This is a genomic window from Streptomyces sp. NPDC006294, from assembly GCF_042870895.1.
In the GTDB taxonomy this organism is placed as follows: domain Bacteria; phylum Actinomycetota; class Actinomycetes; order Streptomycetales; family Streptomycetaceae; genus Streptomyces.
Window position 1 is genome coordinate 278,804 of record NZ_JBIAHV010000006.1, and the last position, 22,566, is coordinate 301,369.

The window sequence follows — 22,566 nt, forward strand, 5'->3', positions numbered from 1 at the left end:
GAAGCCACCTCTCGGGTCCCGAGCCCGGCGCCACGGGACCGCGTCGACGCTCAGGTCCTGAGACCGGGTTCGTCACCACCCATGTCCAGCCGGAAGGGAGGGTACTCGTCGGTCATGGGAGCCGCGTAGGCGGCGACCCGCAGCACCCACCGTTCGAGGCCCGTGATCAGCGCGAAGAGGTCGCGGGGGTACCTGTCGGTGAAGGCCAGTGTGATCACCGCGATCAGGGCGAGAACGGCGATCAGACCGCCGGACCGGCAGGAGGCGGGCTGGGATCCTGGCCGCGCGGCTGAGCCGCCCCGGGCACAAGCAGTCCTCGTCGCCACCACACGCTGATGGCGTTCGCGCGTCAGAAAGGGACGTACGGCCCTGCCGTCGACCCCGGTGGCCCTGGGCCCGGTTACGGCATTCGACGGACGATGACACCGAGGGGGTGGCCAGGCAGGCCGCCGCCTGAAGGAACCACCGAGAGGGGAGAAGGCCATGGCACCCGCGAATCACCCGCACCTGGTGGAGGAGAGCAGGACCGGGCTGGAAGTGAGCGCCGGCACGACAGTAAGTGCGCGTCTCGGCGATCAGATCATCGTGGAGGGCCCGGCGGTGGGGGTGGTGCGCCGGGACGGCGAAGTGGTCGGCCTGCACCACGACGACGGCAGCCCGCCCTATGACGTGCGCTGGTCCGACACCGGAAGGGTCACGCTGTTCTTCCCGGGACCGGACGCCCACATCAGACACCTGTGAGGGAGCGCACGGGTGGTGCCCGCAACCAGGTTGCGGGCACCACCCGTGCGCCGCCGGCGCTGCGGCCTCAACGCACGGACGCCTGAGGGCCGCGCAAGTCGATCCGGATGTCCACGACACCCTCGACCGCTCGGATCGCCCGCGCCAGCAGCGGCACCAGGGACCGGTCCCGCAGGCGGCCGCCCACGGTCACCACACCCTCCTCGACGCCGATGCGCACCTGCGCCGATTCCGGCAGATCCGGCAGGACGGTGGTCCGGATCTCGGTGGCCACGTCGTCGTCGGACCGCAGAAAGACCTTCAGCAGATCGGTCCTGCTGACAACACCTTCCAGCACACCGAGGCGGTCCACCACGGGCAGGCGTTTCACGTGCCGTCTCGCCATGATCCTGGCCGCCTCGGCGATGGTCGCGTCGGCGTGGACGGTGATGGCGGGGCTCGACATGAGTTCCTCCGCGTACACCGCGTCCGCTTTGGCGCTGTCGGCGGGCGGAGGTCCGGACAGGACCTCGTCGTCGATGCGGTACTCCTCCTTGAGCAACAGGTCGGCTTCTGAGACGACGCCGATGACGCGTCCTTCGCCTGCCAGCACGGGCAGCGCGCTGACCTTCCACTGCTGCATCAACTCGACGATTTCCTTGTACGACGCCCGGCTGCCCACCGCCACAGCGGTGTGGGTCATGACGTCGCTCACGGTGTGGGGTGATTCGGACATCGCGCTCTCCTCAGGTCGGGTGCACAGGGGACACGGCAGCGCATCGTTCATCTCTTCGAGGTGGGGATTCAGGCGAGGCGGCTCCATTCCGGTTCCACCTGGCTCCACTCGCGTTCCCAGTCGGCCGCGCGACGCCGGCTGCAGGTTTTGCGCACCGCCACTGCGGCGAGCCCTCCGGCGCTCGCGGTCAGGGTGACGCCGAACAGGCCGGCGGTCACAGCGCCGTTCCAGATGGCGCGGTCGTTCAGCGGGGCCGGCGCGACCCGTCCTTCCCGGTTCAGCCAGATCTCCGTGCGCTCCCCGCGGACGGTGCCCGGCGGCACCCGGATCGTGCCTTTGACCTCTTCGCCGTCCGCGCCTGTCCACCGAGCCTGTACGGGCAGTGTCACCGGGCGCGAGGCCTCGTCGGTCCGAGGCACGGGTTCGGGAGTGTCCGTCAGTACTTCCGCGCGTGCCGGCCGGAGGGAGGCCTCCTGTGCAGCGGCGACGGTCCGGCCGTGGTCGTAGGAGTACCAGCCGGCGGCCGTACCGACGGCCGGTGAGCCTGTCAGGACCAGGCCTGCCACGACCAGGAGTGCCCGCGCTTCGAGATCATCCACTCGCCGGCGCATGGGATGCGCGCGCCAGCTGCGGTTCCAGACTGCCGGGAGCATCGTTTCATGATCCTTCCGGGTCCTTGACCTCGGTCGCCACGCCGCGTGCCCACTTCGCGATGCGGTCCAGGTCGCGGAAATCGCCCCCGCGGCCCTCGTCGAGGATGGCCTTGGCCATGCGGCCCTTCGCCCCTGCCTCGAGCCGTCCGCCGAAAGTGACGTGGTCGCGCGCATGGGTGCGTCGCTGTGCCCGACGGGCGCCGGTAACAGCGGGAATGTCGCGCTCCGACGCCGAGGCGTCCAGCGGGCCGCTGCTGAACAGCCAGACCGGACGTTCGCGGAGGGCTCCGGCGTGCTGCCGGGCGAAGCGCCGGGCGTCCCGGTGCCAGCGGCCCATGTAGAGAGCGCCGCCGATGACCACCGCGTCGTAGGGGTGGACGTCCGTCACCTCCGACGGAGGCAGGACCTCCGTCTCCAGTCCCTCGTTCCGCAGAACGGAAGCGATGATGTCGGCGATCTCGGCGGTCGAACCGTTCTTCGTCCCATAGGTGATCAGCACACTGCGAGGCACTGTCCCCACCGCCCTTCTGGAATACGCCGGGAGGTGCGCTGAGTGCGTTGCCCGTCCGACGTGCGAGTGGTTCCGCTTCTGAGCGTGCGCCCTCGGCCCGGAGCGTTGAAGGGACTCTGAGGCAGAGGTCGGGGGCCGAACGGCCCTGTTCCCGCTCACGCAGGCGGCTGGGCGCCGTCGGCGCCCGGCCTTCGGGCCGGTCCTGGAACCCGAGGGGGCCGTACGTCCCTCCGCGCTGCCCCATCAGCCTCTCCTTCTGGCGCGAGTCCGGTGCGACGGTTGCCATGGGTAAGGATTCGGGGCACCGGCAAGAAGCGGGTGAAGACCATGTGGTTGCCCTTGGTTGTGGGAGTGGACGGTTCGGACTCCAGCATGCTCGCGCTCGACTGGGCCGCGCAGGAGGCAGCCCGACTCGCTCTGCCCCTGAAGATCCTGCATGCGACCGCGGAGGACGACTGCGCGACGAACCCGTTCGGGCAGGACACCGCCCGGCATGTGGTCGACGGGGCTGAGACACGGGCTCACGTGCGTGCCCCGGACGTCGAGGTGGCCACGGAAATCGTGCACGAAGACCCGGTGACGGCTCTGCTGAACGCCGACTGCAACGCCTCCGCACTCGTCACCGGGGCGCGCGGCCGTGGTGAGCTGAAGGACCTCCGGCTGGGGTCCGTCAGCCTGGTCGTAGCCGCTCGCGCACAGTGCCCCGTCGTAGTCGTCCGGGACGAGAACGGGCCGACCGCAGCACGGTATGAACAGATCATGATCGGCGTCCCGGACGCCACGTCCGGTTCGGCGGCCGTCCACTTCGCGTTCGAGATCGCGGCAGCACGCGGCCGCCCCCTCGATGCGGTGATGGCCTGGCACCGTCCCGCACGAACGTCCATCGGCAGGATGCTCGATCTCCCAAGCGGCGATGACGAGGACAGGCGCCGGGCGGAGGCCCTGCTCGACGAGGCCCTGACCGGATCCGCCGGCGAGTTCCCGTCAGTGGATGTCCACCGCGTCGTGGTCGAGGGGCCGGCGCGCGACGTGCTCCTCAAGCGCTCGGAGACCGCGGACCTGCTGGTCGTGGGAGCCCAGCGCAGGATCAATCGCGTCGGACTGCACCTCGGCAGGGTGAATTACGCGCTCCTGCACTATGCCGCCTGCCCTGTCGCAGTCGTACCGCAGTGGCGCTGATCTCCCGAGCGAACGTGGAGGCGTCCCGTGACGTACCAGCCTGTTCCCGGCACGTCGCCGACGATCAGCCCACGCCCACCTGACCCCCGAGGTGGTGCCCTGCGCGCTCTTCGCCCTCTCCGGCGGCGCCGTTCCTCCCCTTGACCATGCTCCAGATCAAAGCCTCGCCGACGCAGGGATCCCCTGTGGCAGCCGATGGAGGCCAACGGCCCCTCGTTCAGAGCCGTTCGGCCCCAGCCACGGGCATCCCGGCGAGGCACGATGCAAGTGAGGACAACAACTTCCGCCGGTGACGGACTTCCGTGTCGGCGGCCGACCGGCGAAGCAGGTGAGTGACGATGATGTTCTGGTACGACCATGACGTCAGTGGGTGGGCGTGGTTCGCCATGTCGGCGAGCATGATCCTTTTCTGGGTGTTGATCATCACCGCAGCGGTCATGCTGTTCCGTGCCCTGAACCGACCGCACGAGCATGTTCACACCCTCATGCCCACGCCGGAGCAGGTCCTCGAGACCCGACTGGCTCGTGGGGAGATCGACGAAGACGAGTACAGGCGTCTCCTGAATGTGCTGCACGTCAGTCCGCCCGGCGGACCATGACCCTTTGAGGCACAGGGGCGCCGTCCGTATCGAAAGCCGATCGATACGGACGGCGCCCCTGTGCCTTCTCCCCGAGTCGATCACCATGACGGTACGGCCGCGTCGTCAGGGTCGAGCCGAGTCCACCACTTTCCCTCGACCGGTCGACGCATCGCGGGGCGGGTCTGGTCGTCATCGGCCGCCGCGAGCGGCGATCACCGGTCAACGCCCATCCGGGTGCCGTCACGCACGCCGTGCTGCACCACTGTCTGTCACCTGTGGCCGTGGTGCCGCACGAAGACGCGTGAACGGCAGGTTCCCGGGTGTCCGTGTACGCGGTCCCCCGACGGCTGACCAGTGGGGCCGAAGGGCCCTGCGGACCGATGAACGGGCGGAACTCGCCGCCCTGTTCATCGTCGCGGCGGTCTTCGTCGGCCTTCTTCGTCCCTTCCTCGTCCGGGCACGCGGCCCTTGCGATGCCCATCCTCGCTCCCCTGGCCGACTTCACCGGGGTGAGCCGGGCCCTGGTGGTGACCGCGTACCAGTCGGCTTCCGGATGGGTGAGCCTCGTGACGCCCACGTCGGCCGTCGTCATGGGCGGCCTGGCCCTGGCCAAGGTCCGCTGCGACCAGTACCTGCGCTCCATGACCCCACTGGCGGGCGCCCTGTTGGTGGCCGTCGCCGGGTTCCTGGCAGTCGGTGCGGCCATGCACTGAGTCCGGTCGCGCTCAGTGGCCGACGGGCCGAGTAACTCGGTTCCGCCGGCCCGTTGCTGTGCCTGGAGCGACTCGGGCCTCATGGCGGTGCCGGACGGGACCAACAGGCCCGTGGGAGGGGCGCCGTTGACCAGCGACAGTGGGGATCGGCGGGGCAGGGTGCCCATGAGCCGCTCAAGGAAGGGGGGCCACGTGCCCGGATTGCTTGCCATCGGAGCCATCACGTCGATCGGTCTCGGTGCGATTCTGGTGTTTGCCGTCGACTGGCAGTGGGACGGAGCCGACCGGCCACTGGTAGGACTGATCATGATGGCGGTCGGGATGCTCGCTCTGGTCGCTGCCACGAGCATGTACGGCAACACGTCCCGCTCCGGCACGCGGTCGTGAGCCCAGCCGTCGTACGCGGGGCTGACGGTACCCGGAGACGGCATCCGCATCGACGCGGTCGCTGTCGCCGCTGCGAAGCTCGGTGAACCAGACGAAGGGAGCCGATCGCCGGGCTCGTCCGTCGGAGTCCCACAAGCGGCCGGCGGCCCGTCGACACTCCACGCCCACGTCCGCCGCAGGCGACGTGGGCGCTGGAGGAGTTGAGGGTGTGTCAAGAGGGGACCGGGCCGTCGCGACGGCACGGCGACGTGGGCTTTGTCGAGTGGGCCGCGCGTGAAGGCGGGGGCCGTTCCCTGGAGCAGCCGGCGTAATGCCCCGACGTCCGTTGCACGGAGCTGCCGGGGCCAGGCGCGAGCGCTTCGCATGGAAGCGGTCGCGCCTGGCCCCGGCGATCACGCGGTTCACGGCGGCCGTGCCGACCGTACGGTCAGAGGTGAGGGATAACCGCCACCGGGGCCGCGGCGTGGTGGAGCACCGCGTGCGTGACCGGGCCGATGTGCGTGCCGATCGCCGCGCGTCGTATACGCCGCCCGACGACCAGCAGCGAGGCGTCCTTGGAGGCGTCCACGAGGTGGTCCGCCGCCCGGCCGACGACGCACTGCTCCGTGACCTCGACACCCGGGAACTTGCCACGCCACGGCCGCAGCGCGTCCGTGAGCGCACTCGCTTCGCGAAGCCCCCTTGCGACACTGTGGCCGGGATCGGCGGCTGCCGGGTCGTATCCGAAGACGACGGGGGCGGTCCAGCCGTGGACGACCCGCAGTGTGGCCGATCGCGCAGCGGCGGCTTCGAAGGCGTACGCGATCAACTCGTCGCACGGCCGGGAGAGATCGAGGCCGACCACCACATCGAAGTACCCCCCCTTGCCGGCCACGCTGTCACCGGATCCGGATCGCTGCCCGTCCTCGGCCCGCTCGCCGGCCCGTACGACGACGACCGGGCGCTCGGCATGCGCGATGACGGGCATGGACACCGACCCGGCCATGAAACCACCGAGGGGACGGAGCCCTCGCGATCCCAGGACCAGGACCTCCGCCTTCTCGGCCGCGGAGAGCAACACCTGGGCGGGACGCCCGAAGACCTGCTCGACGCCGACGTTCAGTTCGGGATGGTCCTTCCGAAGCCGATCGGCCACTTCACGAGGGACGCGCTCTGCCCAGTGCCGGGTGACGGTCGTTCCGCCGGGGGTGGTGTCCGTGCCCAGGAACGGGGCGTGGGTGAAGGCCGGCGACCAGTCCTGCCAGGCGTGGAGGATGCGCAGGGGCAGTCCGCGCAGGCCGGCCTCGCGGGCGGCCCACTCCGCTGCGGCGAGCGACTCGGCCGAGCCGTCCACAGCGGCGATGACGGTACGTCGTGACATGGCTTTCTCCGAATGCTGGGTGGGGACGTCTGCTTGAGGGGCGGTGGAGGCACGGGAGCCGAGGGCGGGACCGGCGGTCCGCACGCGGTACTGGACGGCGGCGAACGGGCCGGTCCCAGCGAGCCGTCCGAGCGGCCGGGAATCCCGGGAGAGCCGGAAGCGGCCGGTATGGTCCCGGGGCGGGTCCTATCGGGCCGGGGTGATCAGTCCGTAGTGGCCGTCGTAGCGGTGGTAGAGCACGCTGCCCCGGCCAGTGCCGGTGTCGTGGAAGAAGACGAAGGGCAGGCCGGTCAGGTGCAGCCGCTGCACGGCCTCGTCAACACCGCTCGTGGGGACGGGAACCGTGCTGACGCTCAGTAGTCCCTCGATCTCACGTTCGGGACCCACGGACCCGAGGGAAGCCATGCGATGCCGACCGGTGCGAGGGTCCCGGTAGACGACGCTGTCGTACCCGGAGTCCAGGTCGGTGAAGACCCAGAAGTCGTAGTCCAGGGCTTCGAGGTCGATCAGGGCGTCCTCGGGCGTCTGCCGGGCCAGGCTGAACGACTTGTGTCGTACGATGCGGCGTTCCTCGGCCGGCATGTGATGGCGGTGGGGGCGGTGTTCGTGACCCGGGCTGTCCCACCACGCCCGGTCGTCCGGGCCGCTGCCGCGCAGTCCGCGCGTCTTGTACCGCGCGGCCCGGGCGAGCCGCGCCGTCAGACGCTCCCGCAGGAGGTCGACGGCCTCGACCATGGTGCTCGCGGCCACGTGGGCCCGTACCGGCCGGCCGTTGACGTCCACCACGGCCTGAGCCGTAGCCGGACGGACCGCCGAAGCACTGACGGCTTGCGTGAGCTTCACTCGGGCCGACAGCACCGGTTCGCTCACATGGTGATCGCCGCCAGCACCTTCTCCCGGGCATAGGCGTCCGCGCCCTTCGGCACCTGTCCTCGGTTCCGTACCTGGACGTCCAGTTCACTGCTGGTCTTCGGACCGCTCATGGGAACTCCTCCTTGATCGCTCCCAGCCTGTCCGCCGCCGGCCCGTCCCGGGCAGAGCCGACAGGGCCCGGGCCCAGCTGCCGCCCGTACCCGTATCACGCACGTACGCGGGGACTTCCGGACGTCTGCGAAGGCCGTTCGGCCCACAGCCACGAGCTGTGCCCGGAAATGACGGAGGACCGCGGCCTGTTCGCTCGGAATTCCGAAGAGAGGCACAGGGGTGACCCAACCGGCCTTCTCGCCGTCCTGCCGCCTGTGTCACGGTGCCGTGAGGCGGGCACCCCCACGACCGTGGAGTGCGTGCGTCGAAGAGCCGACAGACGGCGCCGGGGCCGCGGCGAGGCGTCTTTCGGTACGACCGCGCGGGGGCCCGCGCTCCGTGACGCCGCACCCCTTGGCAAGACGGAGCAGGCATGCGCAAGGACGAGGGTCCGGATGGCGTACCCCTCACCGGCGAAGAACTCGACGCTCTCGACGCGGACTGGCGGGCGGCCGACCACCTGTCGGTCCGCGGCAGCTCGGGCACCGGGGTACGCCCGGCGATGCCGGCCGCGATGGACCCGGCTGTCGACCGCATCGGGCACATCCGACAGAAGCACGGGCGGCGGGCAGACCGACCGGCCGCGCGGCCCGTGAGCGTCCTGCGGGACGGTCAGGTCCCGTACCAGCAGGCCGCCGTCGGCGTGCCGGGTGGTGTCCAGCCTCAAGAGCCTCGAGTCGTCCGCGTCCACCTGCCGCCGGCGTCTGCTCTCAGTCGGCGGCAGGCTCCAGCGCTGCCTCACTCTGCGGAGCGATGTCGGTTCCACGGCCGTCTGCCAGCCGGTTCACCACACCGACCACCCCGTCCACCCGCCACGCTGCTCGGATCAGGTCCGACGTATCCGCGTCGGGCCGGGACCGGCCCGCCAGGGTGACCACACCGTCGCGGACCTCGACATGCGTGTGGTCGGCGCCGTGCGCCGGCACGTGGACCGAGAGCGCGTCGCTGACGTCCGTCCGGATCTCCTCGTCGGTGCGCAGGAAGACGCGCAGGAGGTCGCGGCGCGTGGTGATGCCGATGAGGCGGTCCTCCTCGTCCACCACAGGCAGCCGATCGATGTGACGGCGTTCCATGATGCGCGCCGCGTCGACCACGCGCTGTTCGGGATGCACGGTGACCGCCGGACTGGTCATGAGCTCGCCGGCCGTCACGGCGGGGAGCCGCTCGGGGCGGGCGTGGGCCATCCGCCTCACCTCCCGCAGGACCCGGTGCCGGGCGGACCGGGGCCGGCCGCGAGCGGCCTGCCGCTCGGTGAGGTCGGTCTGGGACACAACGCCCACGACCTTGTCGTCGTGGTCCACCACCGGCAGGCCGCTGATCCGGTGGGAGGTGAGCAGCCGGGCCAACTCCACGAAGGGGGTGCCCGGCTGCGCCGACACCACCTCGCTGGTCATCACTTCTCCCACCGTCCGGTTCCTGACCACGGTTCTCATCTCCAGTCGTTGGCGCTGGTGTTACGGCGGTCCCCCATGGCGACCGTTCGGGCTGCGTTTCCCGAGTCGAGACGAAGGGCGGGGTTCGAGCCTCCCCGCCGGTGACGCCCTGCGGCCGAGTTCTCCGGTACAGCCGCTTCGGTGAGGCAGAACGCCGACGGGAAGCCCGAAGGGCTCACATCTCGAAGACGATGCGTGCCTTGACCTGCCCCCTGAGCACCTCGTCGACGCACTCGTTGACGGACGACAGCGGGCGGGTCTCGTAGACCACACGGGTGCGTCCGGCGGCGTGCAGCTGGAACACCTCGGCCAGGTCCTGGCGGGTACCGACGATCGAGCCGATGACGGATGTCCCGCCGAGCACGGTCGAGAAGACCGGTACCTGGACGATGCCGTCCGCGGGAAGGGCCACCATGACCAGCTTGCCGCCACGCCGCAGACCGGCCATGGCCGTCGCGAAGGTCTCCTCGTTCACCGCCAGCGCCAGGGCCGCATGCGCTCCTCCGTACCGCTGGAGCACCGTGGCCGGGTCCTCCTTGCGGGCGTTGATGAGGATGTCCGCGCCCAGCTCGGCGGCGAGCCGGAGCTTCTCGTCGGAGATGTCGATCGCGGCCACCGTCGCACCGGCGATCTTGGCGTATTGCACGGCCAGGTGCCCCAGCCCGCCGACACCGGAAATCGCCACGAGGTCCGCCGGTCCGACCCCCGCCACCTTCAGGGCCTTGTACGTGGTGACTCCCGCGCATGTCAGCGGTGCCGCCTCGCGCGGGTCGACGCCGTCAGGGACGGGCTGCGCGAAGTCCGCGTGGGCAAGCATCTTCTCGGCGTACCCGCCGTCGATGCCGTAACCCGTGTTGACCTGCTTCTCGCACAGCGTCTCCCAGCCGGAGAGGCAGTGCTCACAGCGCCCACAGGCCCAGCCCAGCCACGGGACCGCGACGCGCTGCCCGACCGAAGGACGAGTGACCCCGTCCCCGAGTTCCTCGACGATACCGACCGCCTCGTGTCCGGGAACGAAGGGAGGCGTGGGCTTGACTGGCCAGTCACCGTGCGCCGCGTGGATGTCCGTGTGGCACAGCCCGGACGCCTCGACACGAATGCGCACCTGGCCGGGGCCCGGCGCAGGGTCGGGGCGCTCCTCGATCAACAGCGGATGTCCCAGCGCTGTCACCACTGCTGCCTTCATGACCGCTCCTCGCGTTCGTCGTTGAGACCAGCGTGGAGCGAGCGGGCGGTGGGGGACAGAACCGGTCGGGACCCGTACCGCGGGCCGTTGGGCCCGTGACCGGCGGTCCGCCCGGCGCCCGGGCGGAGAGGGCCCTATGGCCCCGTGGCACCACCGTTCGACCCTGTCCGGAGCCCTCGCGGGACCGCACCCTGACACCACGTACATCGGCACCCATCAGAAGGGCGGCGGACATGACCGTACGCATTGCAGTCAATGGCTTCGGGCGCATAGGGCGCAACTACCTGCGCTGCGTCATGGAACGCGCACAGGCCGACAGCGACACCCGGGTGGAAGTGGTGGCCGTCAACGATCTCGCCTCCCCGGGAGTACTCGCCCACCTGCTCACCTACGACTCGACCTACGGCCGGTTGCGCCGCAGCGTCGAGCACGACGACGAGTCCATCACGGTCGACGGACACCGCATCGCCGTCACGTCCGAGCGTGACCCGGCCGACCTGCCCTGGGGGGCCCTCGCTGTCGACGTGGTCATCGAGGCCACCGGCCGCTTCCGCACCAGGGAGGACGCCGGCCGGCATCTGAAGGCGGGAGCACGCAAGGTACTGCTCTCGGTGCCGGGCAAGGGCGTCGACGCCACCGTCGTCATGGGTGTCAACGAACACACCTACGACTCGCGGCTCGACCACGTCGTCTCCAACGCGTCCTGCACCACCAACTGCGTGGCCCCGATGGTGAAGGTCCTCAACGAGCGCTTCGGGATCGTGAAAGGGCTGATGACCACCATCCACGGCTACACCAACGACCAGGTCGTGCTCGACGGCCCCCACAAGGATCTGCGCCGGGGCCGAACGGCCGCGGTGAACATCATCCCGACCAGTACCGGCGCCGCACGGGCCGTGGGGCTGGTTCTCCCCGAACTCGCGGGCACCCTGGACGGCATCGCCGTGAGGGTGCCGGTCGAGGACGGCTCCCTGACCGACCTCAGCCTCGTGCTGGAGCGGCCGGTGTCGGTCCAGGACGTCAACTACGCGTTCCGGGAAGCCGCGGAAGGACAGCTGCAGGGCATCCTGCGGGTGAGCGACGCCCCGATCGTCTCGCGTGACATCGTCGGCGACCCCGCCTCGTGCATCGTGGACGCCCCACTGACACAGGCGCACGGAAACCTGGTCAAGGTGTTCGGCTGGTACGACAACGAGTGGGGTTACACCAACCGTCTCGTCGACCTGAGCCAATACGTCGCCGCCCTGCTCGAGCCCCGATGAACCACGAGAACCCGGCAGGTGAGGAGGGGGAGACGGTGAGTACCAAGAGGGTGAGACTGTGGCGGTGGCGACGCAACGCGCTGCGCCGCCCCTCCCACGTGATCGAGGGCTGGATCATTCTGGCTCTGGTGGTGGCAGGGCTCGTCGGCGCACCCCTCGCGGGCGCGGTGGCAGGCAAGGCCGTGCTGGAGGCACGGTCGCAGCAACGGGTCGAGCACCGCCTCACCGATGCCGTGCTGGTGGAGAACGCCGCCCCGGTGGCCAGAGGCAGCACCCGCGCCAGGGCCACCGTGCGGTGGACCGGCCCGCAAGGCGCCGTGCACACCGGCCGGCTGCAGGTCCGGGGCGGCATGGAGCGCGGAGCGCATGTCTCGGTGTGGACCGACAAGGACGGGGCGATGACCTCCGCACCGCTCAGCCCGGCCGCCGCGCGGCTCAATGCCGCGGTGGCCGCGCTCGTCGTCACGGTGAGCGTCGGTTTCGCCGCGCTCGCCGTCCACCGGCTCGTCCGACGGGAGTTCGATCGACGCCGCAGCGCGCAGTGGGCTCTGGAGTGGGCACGAGTGGCCCAGGAGTGGGATCACCGGAATGTCTGAACTTCAGGAGCGGAGACCATCGGATGCTCGGCCGGGACCTTCGGGACCTTCGTCACGAGCCGCCGCGGCGCAAGGCTGCAGGAGACAGCGCGGGCGGCCGTCCCGGCGGCCGCCGCTCCACCCGTATCGAGGGAGTTCTCATGGCTCAGGTGACCATTGACCGGCGGGACGCCGCTTCCGGCGGCGAAGCTCCGTCCGACACGCGCGTCGCCGTGAACCTGCTCGTCGACAACGCCACGAAGGCGCTCGCCGACTTCGATTCCTTCACGCAGGAGCAGATCGACCACATCGTCGCCAAGGCCTCCGTCGCCGCCCTGGACGATCACACCACCCTGGCGCGGCTGGCGGTGGAGGAGACCGGTCGGGGCGTCTTCGAGGACAAGGCGGCGAAGAACATGTTCGCCTGCGAGCACGTCACCCACAGCATGTCCAGCACGAAGACGGTCGGTGTCATAGGCCGCGACGACATCGAGGGCATCATCGAGATCGCCGAACCGGTCGGCGTGCTGTGCGCCGTCACCCCGGTGACCAATCCGACGTCCACCACCGTCTTCAAGGCGCTGCTGGCGCTGAAGACGCGCAATCCGGTCGTGTTCGCCTTCCACCCCTCCGCCCAGGTGTGCAGCGCCGAAGCCGCTCGCATCGTTCGGGACGCCGCCGTCGCGGCCGGAGCTCCCGAGCACTGCGTGCAGTGGATCGAGGCCCCTTCCATCGAGGCCACCGGACTGCTCATGCGGCACCCGGACGTGGCTCTGATCCTCGCGACCGGCGGAAACAGCATGGTCAAGGCCGCCTACTCGGCGGGCAAGCCCGCCGTCGGCGTCGGCGCAGGCAACGTACCGGCGTATGTGCACCACAGCGCGGATCTGCGCCGGGCGGTCAACGACCTCGTCCTGTCCAAGTCCTTCGACAACGGCATGATCTGCGCGTCCGAGCAGGCGGTCATCCTCGACACCGATGTGTACGACGAAGCCCTGGCCGAGTTCCGGCGTCTGCACGCGTACGTCGCGACCGCCGCGGAGAAGCGGAAGCTGGAGACCTATCTGTTCCCGCCGGACCCGGCCGGCCGACAGGACCGTGTCAATCCGGCAGCCGTGGGGCAGAGTCCCGCCTGGATCGCCGAGCGGGCCGGGTTCGCCGTCCCCGCGGAGACATCGCTCATCCTGGCCGAGTCGAGCCTCGTCGGGCCGGACGAGCCCCTGACGCGGGAGAAGCTCTGCCCGGTCCTCACCGTGCTGCGGGCCCGCTCGACCGAGGAGGGCTTCGACCTCGCCGCCGACATGGTCGACTTCCACGGGCAGGGACACAGCGCGGTGATCCACACCGGCGACCCGGCCCTCGCCGAGCGCTACGGCCGCCGCATGAAGACCGTACGGATCATCGTCAACTCGCCGTCCTCGCAGGGAGCGATCGGCGGCATCTACAACGGGCTGCTTCCGTCCCTGACGCTGGGCTGCGGCTCCTGGGGCAGCACGTCCGTCTCCGACAACGTCTCCACCGCACAGCTGCTCAACATCAAGCGTGTAACGACCCGGCAGAACAACCTGCAGTGGTTCAAGGTGCCGCCGAAGATCTACTTCGAGCCGCAGGCCATCCGCTATCTGGCGGCCATGCCGGAGGTCCACCGAGTCACCGTGGTCACCGATGCCACCATGACCCGGCTCGGTTACGTCGACCGCGTCAGCCGTGTTCTGCAGCAGCGGGAACAGCCCGTGACCATCCAGGTCGTCGACGACGTCGAACCGGAGCCGAGCATCGACTCCGTACAGCGCGGCGCCGCCCTCATGCGTGACTTCCGGCCGGACACCATCATCGCCCTCGGCGGCGGGTCGCCGATGGACGCGGCGAAGGTGATGTGGCTGCTGTACGAACAGCCGGACATCGACTTCGCCGACATGCGGCAGAAGTTCTCCGACATTCGCAAGCGCGCCTTCCGCTTCCCGGTGCCCGGCAGGCTGGCCCGGCTGGTCTGCGTCCCCACCACCTCGGGCACCGGCGCCGAGGTCACCCCCTTCGCGGTGATCTCCGACCCGGCGACCGGCAAGAAGTACCCGCTGGCCGACTACGCTCTGACGCCCAGCGTCGCGATCGTCGACCCCGCGCTCACCGCAGACCTGCCCGCGTCGCTGGCCGCCGACAGCGGCTTCGACGCTCTCACGCACGCCACCGAGGCGTACGTCTCGGTCTACGCCAACGACTTCACCGACGGCCTGGCGCTGCATGCCGTCAAGCTGGTCTTCGAGAACCTGGAGACGGCTGTCACCGGCGGGAGCGCACGGCGAACCCTGGCGCGGGAGAAGATGCACAACGCGGGCACCATCGCCGGCATGGCCTTCGGCAACGCCTTCCTCGGTATCGTCCACGCGATGTCCCACACTCTGGGCGCCACCTTCCATGTCGCCCACGGGCGGACCAACGCGATCCTCCTGCCCCACGTGATCCGCTACAACGGCACCGTTCCCGCCAAGCTGACGGGCTGGCCCAAGTACGAGAGCTACCGAGCGCCCGAACGCTTCCAGGACATCGCCCGTGCCCTGGGGCTGCCGGCCTCCACCGCCGCCGAAGGCGTCGTCTCGTACGCCGCCGCCGTGGAGCGGCTGCGCGATGCCGTGGGCATCGAGCCGTCCTTCCGCGCCCTGGGCATCGAGGAGGCGGCCTTCATCAGTGCCCTGCCGCAGCAGGCACTGAACGCCTACGAGGACCAGTGCGCCCCCGCCAACCCGCGCATGCCGATGCTGGACGACATGGAGGACATCATGCGCACCGCCTACTACGCCGGATCCAGGCCACTGCCTCTCGCCTGACCGAAGAGCCACCCGCGCGGGCCGATAGGCTGTTCCTGAAGCGCGGGTGATCGAGGTCAGGAGGACCGGTGGGCGTGGAGGAGCCGTTGTCGCGGATGCCCCAGATGCGGCTCGACGAGTTGCTGGAGGAGCTGCAGGCGCGGATCAACGCGGCTCGGGGCACCAGGGACCGGGTGCACAGCCTGCTGGAGGCCGTCGTTTCGGTGGGCCGCGAGCTGGACCTCTCCCAGGTGCTGCGGCGCATCGTGGAGGCGGCCGCCCTCTTGGTGGACGCCCAGTACGGCGCCCTGGGGGTGATCGGCCCGGACGGCCGGACGCTGTCGCAGTTCCTCACGGTCGGGCTGGCGGATGACGAGATCGCGAAGATCGGGCACCTGCCAGAGGGGCACGGAATCCTGGGCGAACTCATCCGCCGCCCTGAGCCGCTGCGCCTGACGGATCTCGGCGCCCACGAGGCGTCGTACGGCTTCCCCGCCCATCATCCGCCGATGCGTACGTTCCTGGGCGTGCCCATCCGTGTGCGGGACGAGGTCTTCGGCAACCTCTACCTCACGGACAAGCGTGACGGCCAGGACTTCGACGCGGAGGACGAGGGGGTCATCTCCACCCTGTCCGTGGCCGCCGGTGTCGCCATCGACAACGCCCGGCTGTACGAGGCGTCGCAGCGCCAGCAGCGATGGTTGCAGGCCAGCGCGGAGATCACCAACAGCCTGCTTTCCGGGAGCCCGCGGCTGGAGGTCCTGGAGCTGATAGCGCGCCGGGCCCTGGAGATCACCGGCGCGGCGCTCGCAGACGTCTCCGTGCCGGTCGCCGGGACGGACGACCTCGTGGTCGAACTGGCCATCGGCGCCGACGGTGATACCCGCCGCGGCCTGGTCGTGCCGGTCGCGGGCACCCTTTCCGGCGCCGCCCACAAAGCCGGTGCGCCCGTGACCAGCGCGGGCCTCGCGGAGGACGACCGGTACACCGCCGGCCCCCGCCGCTTCGACGGTCTGGGCCCGGCGGTCGCCGTCCCCCTCGGCACCGCCGCCAAGGACACGCGAGGCGTCCTGTTGCTGGCCAGGCACCAGGGAGAGCCCGCCTTCACCGAAGCGGAGCTGGAGCCGTTGCTGGCCTTCGCCGGACAGGCCGCGCTCGCTCTCGAGCTGGCCGAACGCCGGAACGACGCCGAGCAGCTCGCGCTCCTGGAGGACCGCGACCGTATCGCTCGCGACCTGCACGATCTGGCCATCCAGCGGTTGTTCGCGACGGGTATGACCCTGCAGAGCGCCGCGCGGCTCGTGGAGCACGAGGGCGCCGCCGAACGTGTCTCGCGCGCGGTCGGCGATCTCGACGAGACCATCAAGATCATCCGGTCCACGATCTTCGGGCTGCGTGCCCGGGAGGAGGACACGGGACCGAGCCTGCGGGCACGCGTGGCCCGCGCGGTGGGCGAAACGGCGACGACGCTCGGGTTCCCGCCCCGCCTGAGCATGGAAGGCCTGCTCGACACGGACGTATCGCCGCAGGTGGCCGATCACGTCATGGCGGCCCTCACCGAAATGCTGAGCAACGCCGCCCGCCACGCGCAGGCCACGCGGGTCGAGGTCGCCCTGCAGGCCACCTCCGACGAGGTCGTTCTCACCGTCACGGACAACGGGAGGGGCATCCCCGCCGGCGGCAGGCGCAGCGGCCTGAGCAACCTCGAGGAACGGGCCCGCGACGTGGGCGGCACCCTGAGGATCGAGCGACCCGACGAAGGCGGCAGCCGGCTCGTGTGGCGAGCGCCGCTCACCACGGGCTTTGACGGCCCGTGAACGCCGTCTCAGGACGACGGTCATCACGCGTGCCCCCCGTATGGGGTCCACCCCGATCTGGTTCCGATCGCGGTGTCTCCGCGTAGCGTGGTACCGGAGCCGAGCGAAGGGGGGCGGGTGACGGGGCGTCGGCATGGAAGAGTGGCGACCGATGGGTCGGGCATACGCCGGCCAGGGATTCCTGAACTGCCCCTGTGGAACCGCCGGCCCACCGGCACGCTGTCGAAGGGGGCGGCTCCTGGTCGGCGCGCTACGTGGTGAGCTGCAGGCCGGTGACCAGGTCGGGCCGGATGCGCAGCGCGGCGTTCATGGCGGGGTGTTGCACCCATGGCCGCATGCGGGCGGCGTAGCGTGCGAGTTCGCCGTCGTCGGTGACCCGTCGGGCGTACCCGGTGACCACGACGCTCCAGCCGATGTGCGTCTCGGGGTCGATGACGTCCGCCTCGTAGGCGACGACGACGCCGGTGGCATCGGTGGGTGCCACGATGGAGGCGAGTGTCGCGCCGTCATGCAGTTGGACGATGACGTCGTCGCCGTCCATGAGGTGGTTGACGGGGCGGACGGCCGGCAGGGCGTGCTGGGTGAAGACGATGCGTCCCAGGGAGACGCTGGCGAGCAGCCGCAGCGCCTCGGCGCGGTCGAGCTGTGCCATACGCCGGGGCGCCACCGCTCCACGGCGGTCATCCACCGCGTGACGCGTCGCTTCGTCCTTCATCGCGCCCACCTTCTGCTCAGGCTTGGTCCGGGGGCACTGCGTCCCTTCCACCAGCGTCTCCTGCGGTCGATCGCCGGCAATAGGGCCGAACGGATCCTTCTCGCAGCACGGGATTCCGGCCGCCTTGCCGCCTGGCTCGGCTTTGATGAGTGGTCAGGCGAAGGAACAGGACAGGGTACGGTCCATGCCCGGCGCACGGATGACGCGAGCGGTAGGCCGCTGGATGCCGGACAGACTCCAGTGCGCGCCGGCCGCCAGGCAGTGCTGGTGCATGCGGAAGAAGAGCACGACGCCGGAGCTGTCGCAGAAGGTGACGTCCGTCAGGTCGAGCGTGGTTCCGCGCTCCGTGTCCTGGGCCAGGCGGGTCAGCGTCGGCTCGATGCCTGCGACGGTGTCGAGGCCGAGCTCCCCGGCCGGGGCGACGGACACCGAGCTTCGGCCCGATGGGGTCTCGGTCGGGCTGATGCTGGTCATCCGTCTGTACGGTTGCGGAGCCCCACGGATCGCATGGAACACGGTCGCCCCGGGCATCGGCACATGTGTGGGGTGCGGCCGCGTATGAGGGCCATCCGGCCCTGGCAGGTGGTCCCGCTCGCGGGGCACGATGCAGGTGGGTCCGCCTGTGGCGGAAGAACTCGGCGAACACGGAGTGTGCGATGACGGACAGCAGCGGCGGTCTCACCGAGAGGGAGCCGGTCAGGGTCTTCCTTCTCGATGACCACGAGGTGGTGCGCCGCGGTGTGCATGACCTGCTGGACGCCGAACCGGACCTGACCGTGGTGGGGGAGGCGGGCACCGCCGAACAGGCGCTCGTCCGTGTGCCCGCGCTGCGTCCGCAGGTCGCTGTTCTCGATGTGCGTCTGCCGGACGGGGACGGCGTGAGCGTCTGCCGGGAGCTGCGCTCGCGGATGCCCGGCCTGGCCTGCCTGATGCTGACGTCGTTCGACGACGAGGAGGCGCTGCTGGACGCGATCATGGCCGGCGCGTCCGGTTACGTCCTCAAGCAGATCACCGGTACCGACCTGGTCAACGCCGTCCGCACGGTCGCCTCGGGGCAGTCCATGCTCGATCCCGGCGCGACGGCACGGGTGATGGCCCGGCTGCGTGGCGGTCCCGTCCAGGAGGAGCAGGCGCAGGGCCTGCCCGGTCTGACGGAGCGGGAGCGGGAGATCCTCGCGCTGGTGGGGGAGGGGCTGACCAACCGGGAGATCGGCAAGCGGCTCTACCTGGCGGAGAAGACGGTCAAGAACAACATCTCCCGGCTGCTGGCCAAGCTGGGCGTCGAACGCCGTGTGCAGGCGGCTGTCATCGCCACCCAGGCCCTGGCCGCCCGGGACGATCAGCGCGGCTCGGCGGGGCGCGAAGGCCGACCGCGAGGCTGAACACGGATACGTGTTCGCGAACCGGCTGAGCATCTCGTCCTCGGCGTCCTCACCGGATGCCGAGGACGAGATGCTTCCGCCTGTTCTGCAGAGAGGCCGGCCGCGTCGTGTTCGTGTCGGATGTCGCCGCACCGGTGCACGCGAAGGAGCCGCTCCGCGTGGGGGACAGCCGGCGGTCCCCCACGCGGGTGGCCAGGCGTGCGGCACGACGGTCTACGGATCGGACATGGGGACGCTCTGCCACTGCCGACGAACGTGCCGCATCGCGCGGGAGGACAACCAACGCCGTCATGAGCCGCGGCCGAAGCAACCGGACCGGGGTGGGGTGACGCCGCGGGGAGGGTCTGAGGTCCCAGATGTGCGAGGACCCCAGGCCCTCCCCGTGCGGCTCACAAGGGCCAGCCGGCAGCCTGCACCTGCCTGTTCGGCTCTGCCCCCGCGGCACGGCCGACGACGACCATCAAAGGTGAGAAGGGGCGATCGCCCACCTCGCCTCCGTCCCGGCCCTGGAGATGACGACATGACTGTGACCGTCCAGCCCCCTGCCGACACCAGCCGCACCGGCACCTCATGGCGCGGTTTCACCGGTGAAGAGTGGCAGCGGGAGATCGACGTCCGTTCTTTCATCCAGGACAACTACGCGCCGTACGAGGGCGATGCCGCGTTCCTGGCCGGTCCCACCGACCGCACTCTCGCCGTATGGAACACCGTCGCCTCCCTCTTCCCCGAGGAGCGCCGCAAGGGCATCCTCGACGTCGACACGGCGACACCCTCCACCATCACCTCCCATGCGCCCGGCTACATCGACCGCGGCCGCGAGCTGATCGTCGGGTTGCAGACCGACGCCCCGCTGAAGCGGGCCATCATGCCGGGCGGCGGACTGCGCATGGTCGAGAACGGGCTGCGCGCGTACGGCTTCGAACCGGACCCGTTCGTCACCACGGTCTTCGGTACCTACCGCAAGACCCACAACGACGGTGTCTTCGACGCCTACACCGCCGAGATGCTGCGCGCCCGTAAGGCCGGCATCATCACGGGCCTGCCCGACGCCTACGGGCGCGGCCGGATCATCGGCGACTACCGCCGCGTCGCGCTGTACGGAACCTGCCGGCTGATCGAGGCCAAGCGCGCCGAGCGGGCGCGGCTGGACGAGATCCCGTCCGCGGCCGATGTCATCCGCGACCGCGAAGAGCTGGCCGAGCAGATAAGGGCGCTGGGAGAGCTGGAGCGCATGGCCGCTTCCTACGGCTGCGACGTCTCCCGGCCCGCCACCACCGCGCACGAGGCCGTCCAGTGGCTGTACCTGGGCTTCCTTGCCGCCGTGAAGGAGCAGAACGGCGCGGCGATGTCCCTGGGCCGCACCTCCACGTTCCTGGACGTCTACCTCCAGCGGGACCTCGACGAGGGAATCATCGACGAGAGCCGCGCCCAGGAGCTCGTCGACGACTTCGTGATCAAGCTGCGGATCGTGCGGTTCCTGCGTACTCCGGAGTACGACTCCCTCTTCTCCGGTGACCCGACTTGGGTCACCGAGTCCATCGGCGGCCTCGGAGAGGACGGCCGGCCCCTGGTCACCCGTACCTCCTTCCGCTTCCTTCAGACCCTGTACAACCTCGGACCCGCGCCGGAGCCCAACCTGACCGTGCTCTGGTCCCCCCGGCTGCCCGAGGGCTTCAAGCGCTTCTGCGCCCAGGTGTCCATCGACACCAGCTCCCTCCAGTACGAGTCCGACGACCTCCTCCGCCCCCGCACCGGCGACGACACGGCCATCGCCTGCTGCGTCTCAGCCATGGCCGTGGGCAAGCAGATGCAGTTCTTCGGCGCTCGCGTCAACCTCGCCAAGGCCCTGCTGTACGCCATCAACGGTGGCCGCGACGAGATGACCGGCGAGCAGATCGCCCCAGCGACGGCCCCGGTGAACGGCGAGTACCTCGAGTACACCGATGTGGTCAACGCGTACGACCGCATGCTGGACTGGCTCGCCGCGACGTATGTCAACGCGCTCAACGTGATCCACTACATGCACGACAAGTACGCCTACGAACGCATCGAGATGGCCCTGCACGACCACCCCGTCCACCGCACGATGGCCTGCGGCATCGCGGGCCTGTCCGTAGCCGCCGACAGCCTCTCGGCCGTCAGGCACGCCCGCGTGAAGGTCATCCGCGACTCCACCGGGCTCGCCGTCGACTACCGGATCGAGGGCGACTACCCGGCGTACGGAAACGACGACGACCGCGCGGACGGCATCGCCGTCGACCTGGTCCGCTCGTTCATGGCCAAGGTGCGCCGCCACCCGACCTACCGGGGAGCCGAGCACACCCAGTCGGTGCTGACCATCACCTCGAACGTCGTGTACGGCAAGCACACCGGCAACACCCCCGACGGCCGTCGCGCCGGTGCCCCCTTCGCCCCGGGCGCCAACCCGATGAACGGCCGCGACCACCACGGCATGGCCGCGTCCGCTCTGTCGGTCGCGAAGATTCCGTACGACCAGGCCCGCGACGGCATCTCCCTGACGTCCACCATCACCCCGGAGGGCCTGGGCCACGACCCGGCCGAACGCGCGGACCACCTGGTCGGAATCCTCGACGGCTACACCTCCGCGGGCGGCTTCCACATGAACGTCAATGTCCTCGACCGGGCCACACTGGAGGACGCGATGGAACACCCGGACAACTACCCGGACCTGACCATCCGTGTCTCCGGGTACGCCGTCAACTTCGTCCGGCTCACCCGCGAACAGCAACTGGACGTCATCAACCGCACGTTCCACGGTGCGCGATGACCACCGGCCGTATCCACTCCTGGGACCTGTCCACCGGCGTGGACGGGCCCGGGACCCGGTTCGTCCTCTTCCTCAACGGCTGCCCGCTGCGCTGCCTGTACTGCGCCAACCCCGACACCTGGCACCTGCGCGACGGGCAGCAGGCCACCGTGGACGACGTGGTGTCCCGCATCGAGCGGTACCGGCAGTTCACCGACCTGGCCGGTGGGGGAGTGACCCTCACCGGAGGCGAACCCCTGCTCCAGCCCGCCTTCACCGCCGAGGTACTGCACCGGTGCAAGGAGCTTGGCCTGCACACAGCCCTGGACACCTCCGGTGCCCTCGGCGCTCGGGCCGACGACGCCCTCCTGGCCGATACCGACCTCGTCCTGCTTGACATCAAGTCCTTCGATGCCGGCGTCTACCGGCGCCTGACCGGCGGCCACCTCGCGCCCACCCTCAACTTCGCCACCCGGCTGAACCGTCTCGGCGTCCCGGCCTGGATCCGTTACGTTCTGGTCCCCGGCTGGACCGACGACCCGGCCACCATCGACGGGCTGAGCCGCTTCCTGGCGGAACTGGACAACGTCGAGCGCGTCGACGTCCTTCCCTTCCACAAACTCGGTGCGCACAAGTACGACACGCTCGGCGTGCCCTTCCCACTCCGCGACAACCGCGTTCCCGACGCCGCACTGGTCGAGCGCGTCCGCGACCAGTTCCGGGCACACGGCGTGCGGGCGCACTGAACCGGCCGAGCGCGCG

At 70.2% G+C, this 22,566-nt stretch carries 20 protein-coding genes and 3 pseudogenes; 13 read left to right on the forward strand and 10 right to left on the reverse strand.

Annotation, left to right across the window (positions count from 1 at the left end):
- Window positions 1–50: 50 nt before the first annotated feature.
- Window positions 51–485: a DUF4389 domain-containing protein gene (locus ACFYOP_RS12970; protein WP_388451441.1), complete on the reverse strand. Its 435-nt coding sequence runs from the start codon at window positions 483–485 to the stop codon at window positions 51–53.
- A 52-nt stretch (window positions 486–537) separates the two neighbouring features.
- On the opposite strand from ACFYOP_RS12970, the pseudogene ACFYOP_RS12975 reads away from it, so the two are divergent.
- A pseudogene (locus ACFYOP_RS12975) lies at window positions 538–738 on the forward strand (DUF1918 domain-containing protein); the annotation flags it as partial.
- 70 nt (window positions 739–808) lie between these two features.
- On the opposite strand, the gene ACFYOP_RS12980 reads toward ACFYOP_RS12975, so the two are convergent.
- From ACFYOP_RS12980 to ACFYOP_RS12990, 3 genes are all read right to left on the reverse strand, one after another.
- Window positions 809–1,456 (reverse strand): CBS domain-containing protein, encoded by a 648-nt coding sequence (locus ACFYOP_RS12980; protein ID WP_356896251.1) that lies wholly within the window; start codon window positions 1,454–1,456, stop codon window positions 809–811.
- A gap of 68 nt (window positions 1,457–1,524) precedes the next feature.
- Window positions 1,525–2,055, reverse strand: a complete 531-nt coding sequence (locus tag ACFYOP_RS12985) for a hypothetical protein (protein WP_356896253.1) — start codon at window positions 2,053–2,055, stop codon at window positions 1,525–1,527.
- 58 nt (window positions 2,056–2,113) lie between these two features.
- A complete protein-coding gene (locus ACFYOP_RS12990) occupies window positions 2,114–2,608 on the reverse strand; it encodes a flavodoxin domain-containing protein (RefSeq protein WP_388451444.1) in 495 nt (164 codons plus the stop codon).
- Window positions 2,609–2,947: 339 nt separating this feature from the next.
- Here ACFYOP_RS12990 and ACFYOP_RS12995 point away from each other — a divergent pair, with 339 nt between their 5' ends.
- The 5 genes and pseudogenes from ACFYOP_RS12995 to ACFYOP_RS13015 all read left to right on the forward strand — a co-directional run bounded on the left by ACFYOP_RS12995 (window position 2,948) and on the right by ACFYOP_RS13015 (window position 5,480).
- Window positions 2,948–3,799 carry a universal stress protein gene (locus ACFYOP_RS12995; protein ID WP_356896257.1) on the forward strand — a complete coding sequence of 284 codons (852 nt, stop codon included), beginning with the start codon at window positions 2,948–2,950 and terminating at the stop codon, window positions 3,797–3,799.
- A gap of 338 nt (window positions 3,800–4,137) precedes the next feature.
- Window positions 4,138–4,398, forward strand: coding sequence for an SHOCT domain-containing protein (locus tag ACFYOP_RS13000; RefSeq protein ID WP_356896259.1), 261 nt, complete (start codon window positions 4,138–4,140; stop codon window positions 4,396–4,398).
- 110 nt (window positions 4,399–4,508) lie between these two features.
- Window positions 4,509–4,685, forward strand: a pseudogene (locus ACFYOP_RS13005) (universal stress protein); the annotation flags it as partial.
- Window positions 4,686–4,811: 126 nt separating this feature from the next.
- A pseudogene (locus tag ACFYOP_RS13010) lies at window positions 4,812–5,093 on the forward strand (YfcC family protein); the annotation flags it as partial.
- A gap of 192 nt (window positions 5,094–5,285) precedes the next feature.
- Window positions 5,286–5,480, forward strand: a complete 195-nt coding sequence (locus ACFYOP_RS13015) for a hypothetical protein (protein WP_356899611.1) — start codon at window positions 5,286–5,288, stop codon at window positions 5,478–5,480.
- A 427-nt stretch (window positions 5,481–5,907) separates the two neighbouring features.
- Here the strand turns inward: ACFYOP_RS13015 and ACFYOP_RS13020 are convergent, their stop codons facing one another.
- The 4 genes from ACFYOP_RS13020 to ACFYOP_RS13035 all read right to left on the reverse strand — a co-directional run bounded on the left by ACFYOP_RS13020 (window position 5,908) and on the right by ACFYOP_RS13035 (window position 10,482).
- Complete coding sequence (locus ACFYOP_RS13020; protein WP_356899612.1) at window positions 5,908–6,840, reverse strand: universal stress protein; 933 nt, start codon at window positions 6,838–6,840, stop codon at window positions 5,908–5,910.
- Window positions 6,841–7,026: 186 nt separating this feature from the next.
- Window positions 7,027–7,626 carry a sigma 54 modulation/S30EA ribosomal C-terminal domain-containing protein gene (locus tag ACFYOP_RS13025; protein WP_356899613.1) on the reverse strand — a complete coding sequence of 200 codons (600 nt, stop codon included), beginning with the start codon at window positions 7,624–7,626 and terminating at the stop codon, window positions 7,027–7,029.
- A gap of 947 nt (window positions 7,627–8,573) precedes the next feature.
- Entirely contained in the window at window positions 8,574–9,257 is a 684-nt protein-coding gene (locus ACFYOP_RS13030) for a CBS domain-containing protein (RefSeq protein WP_356899614.1), read from the reverse strand.
- Window positions 9,258–9,471: 214 nt separating this feature from the next.
- A complete protein-coding gene (locus ACFYOP_RS13035; protein WP_356899615.1) occupies window positions 9,472–10,482 on the reverse strand; it encodes a zinc-dependent alcohol dehydrogenase in 1,011 nt (336 codons plus the stop codon).
- A 233-nt stretch (window positions 10,483–10,715) separates the two neighbouring features.
- On the opposite strand from ACFYOP_RS13035, the gene gap reads away from it, so the two are divergent.
- From gap to ACFYOP_RS13055, 4 genes are all read left to right on the forward strand, one after another.
- Window positions 10,716–11,744, forward strand: a complete 1,029-nt coding sequence (gene gap, locus ACFYOP_RS13040; RefSeq protein WP_356899616.1) for a type I glyceraldehyde-3-phosphate dehydrogenase — start codon at window positions 10,716–10,718, stop codon at window positions 11,742–11,744.
- Window positions 11,745–11,779: 35 nt separating this feature from the next.
- Window positions 11,780–12,340, forward strand: a complete 561-nt coding sequence (locus ACFYOP_RS13045) for a hypothetical protein (RefSeq protein WP_356899617.1) — start codon at window positions 11,780–11,782, stop codon at window positions 12,338–12,340.
- Between the two features lie 140 nt (window positions 12,341–12,480).
- The gene (gene adhE / locus ACFYOP_RS13050) at window positions 12,481–15,144 is read left to right on the forward strand and encodes a bifunctional acetaldehyde-CoA/alcohol dehydrogenase (protein ID WP_356899618.1); all 2,664 of its coding nucleotides are present in this window, start codon (window positions 12,481–12,483) and stop codon (window positions 15,142–15,144) included.
- Between the two features lie 68 nt (window positions 15,145–15,212).
- Window positions 15,213–16,940, forward strand: coding sequence for a GAF domain-containing protein (locus ACFYOP_RS13055; RefSeq protein WP_388451448.1), 1,728 nt, complete (start codon window positions 15,213–15,215; stop codon window positions 16,938–16,940).
- A 250-nt stretch (window positions 16,941–17,190) separates the two neighbouring features.
- Here the strand turns inward: ACFYOP_RS13055 and ACFYOP_RS13060 are convergent, their stop codons facing one another.
- Window positions 17,191–17,655, reverse strand: a complete 465-nt coding sequence (locus tag ACFYOP_RS13060; RefSeq protein WP_388451399.1) for a pyridoxamine 5'-phosphate oxidase family protein — start codon at window positions 17,653–17,655, stop codon at window positions 17,191–17,193.
- A 153-nt stretch (window positions 17,656–17,808) separates the two neighbouring features.
- Window positions 17,809–18,129, reverse strand: a complete 321-nt coding sequence (locus ACFYOP_RS13065; RefSeq protein WP_356899249.1) for an STAS domain-containing protein — start codon at window positions 18,127–18,129, stop codon at window positions 17,809–17,811.
- 182 nt (window positions 18,130–18,311) lie between these two features.
- Between ACFYOP_RS13065 and ACFYOP_RS13070 the strand changes: the two genes are divergently transcribed.
- The 3 genes from ACFYOP_RS13070 (at window position 18,312) to pflA (ending at window position 22,550) form a co-directional block, all read left to right on the forward strand.
- On the forward strand, window positions 18,312–19,037 hold the full coding sequence (locus tag ACFYOP_RS13070; protein WP_356899250.1) for a response regulator transcription factor: 726 nt from the start codon (window positions 18,312–18,314) through the stop codon (window positions 19,035–19,037).
- Between the two features lie 520 nt (window positions 19,038–19,557).
- Window positions 19,558–21,825 carry a formate C-acetyltransferase gene (gene pflB, locus ACFYOP_RS13075; protein ID WP_356899251.1) on the forward strand — a complete coding sequence of 756 codons (2,268 nt, stop codon included), beginning with the start codon at window positions 19,558–19,560 and terminating at the stop codon, window positions 21,823–21,825.
- Window positions 21,822–22,550, forward strand: coding sequence for a pyruvate formate-lyase-activating protein (pflA, locus tag ACFYOP_RS13080; RefSeq protein WP_356899252.1), 729 nt, complete (start codon window positions 21,822–21,824; stop codon window positions 22,548–22,550). The genes pflB and pflA overlap by 4 nt, the downstream gene beginning before the upstream one ends.
- Window positions 22,551–22,566 lie beyond the last annotated feature (16 nt).

Excerpts from the sequence above, each read along its gene's own strand:
- ACFYOP_RS13035 (WP_356899615.1), bottom strand. The coding sequence starts at position 10,482 with ATGAAGGCAGCAGTGGTGACAGCGCTGGGACATCCGCTGTTGATCGAG.
- ACFYOP_RS12980 (WP_356896251.1), bottom strand. The coding sequence starts at position 1,456 with ATGTCCGAATCACCCCACACCGTGAGCGACGTCATGACCCACACCGCT.
- ACFYOP_RS12970 (WP_388451441.1), bottom strand. The coding sequence starts at position 485 with ATGGCCTTCTCCCCTCTCGGTGGTTCCTTCAGGCGGCGGCCTGCCTGG.
- ACFYOP_RS13000 (WP_356896259.1), top strand. The coding sequence starts at position 4,138 with ATGATGTTCTGGTACGACCATGACGTCAGTGGGTGGGCGTGGTTCGCC.
- ACFYOP_RS13060 (WP_388451399.1), bottom strand. The coding sequence starts at position 17,655 with ATGAAGGACGAAGCGACGCGTCACGCGGTGGATGACCGCCGTGGAGCG.
- pflB (WP_356899251.1), top strand. The coding sequence starts at position 19,558 with ATGACTGTGACCGTCCAGCCCCCTGCCGACACCAGCCGCACCGGCACC.
- gap (WP_356899616.1), top strand. The coding sequence starts at position 10,716 with ATGACCGTACGCATTGCAGTCAATGGCTTCGGGCGCATAGGGCGCAAC.
- ACFYOP_RS13070 (WP_356899250.1), top strand. The coding sequence starts at position 18,312 with ATGACGGACAGCAGCGGCGGTCTCACCGAGAGGGAGCCGGTCAGGGTC.
- ACFYOP_RS12995 (WP_356896257.1), top strand. The coding sequence starts at position 2,948 with ATGTGGTTGCCCTTGGTTGTGGGAGTGGACGGTTCGGACTCCAGCATG.
- ACFYOP_RS13020 (WP_356899612.1), bottom strand. The coding sequence starts at position 6,840 with ATGTCACGACGTACCGTCATCGCCGCTGTGGACGGCTCGGCCGAGTCG.
- adhE (WP_356899618.1), top strand. The coding sequence starts at position 12,481 with ATGGCTCAGGTGACCATTGACCGGCGGGACGCCGCTTCCGGCGGCGAA.
- pflA (WP_356899252.1), top strand. The coding sequence starts at position 21,822 with ATGACCACCGGCCGTATCCACTCCTGGGACCTGTCCACCGGCGTGGAC.
- ACFYOP_RS13065 (WP_356899249.1), bottom strand. The coding sequence starts at position 18,129 with ATGACCAGCATCAGCCCGACCGAGACCCCATCGGGCCGAAGCTCGGTG.
- ACFYOP_RS13030 (WP_356899614.1), bottom strand. The coding sequence starts at position 9,257 with ATGACCAGCGAGGTGGTGTCGGCGCAGCCGGGCACCCCCTTCGTGGAG.